Raw genomic sequence first — 599 nt, 5'->3', positions numbered from 1 at the left:
TTGCCATCGTCCACCGTGGCGGTGTGCACGTTGTCGCCACTGATGTAGCGGTTCATCAGGGTCAGGCCCGGCACGCCGACGGCGGCGAAGTTGAAGTCGTGGCGCACCTGCCAGGATTTTTCCTTGGCGTTGTCGTAGCTGGAGTTGTAGCTGTCGTTGGCCAGGGTGCCGCCGCTGGTGCCGTTGACACGCATCCAGGCATCGTCGCCACCGACTTTCTGCAGGCCGACGTAGAAGGTGTTGCCACCGTATTTGGCCGAGAGCATGGCGAAGGCGGTTTTGTTATCCAGGTCACCGGCCAGCGCGCTGCCGTTTTCCTTGCCGATGAAGTAGCCAAGGTTGGCGCCCAGGGTCCAGTCGCCCATGGGCTGGCTGTGGGTCAGGTTGAAATATTGCTGTTGATAGATGTCGGACAGTTCCGCGTACCAGACGCCGACCTGGGTGCGTTTCTCGTTGAAGGCGTATTCGCCGCCGCCGAAGTTGAAGCGGTCGGAGGTGGCGGCCGGACGGCCGTTCATGAACATGTCTTCCATGCTCGCGTCGTTGCGCGGGCTGTTGCCGCGGAACTGACCGCCATACAGACTCAGGCCGCTGATTTC

The 599-nt window shown here is 61.6% G+C and carries 1 protein-coding gene; it reads right to left on the bottom strand.

Going from position 1 to position 599, the window contains the following annotated elements; genetic code table 11:
• Positions 1-599, bottom strand: a 599-nt coding sequence (locus tag LCU97_RS26495; protein ID WP_232778214.1) for an OprD family outer membrane porin, incomplete at both ends; no start/stop codon positions are given.

It is taken from the genome of Pseudomonas uvaldensis (assembly GCF_021271205.1).
Classification (GTDB): domain Bacteria; phylum Pseudomonadota; class Gammaproteobacteria; order Pseudomonadales; family Pseudomonadaceae; genus Aquipseudomonas; species Aquipseudomonas uvaldensis.
This window is presented reverse-complemented; position numbering and strand designations above follow the sequence as displayed.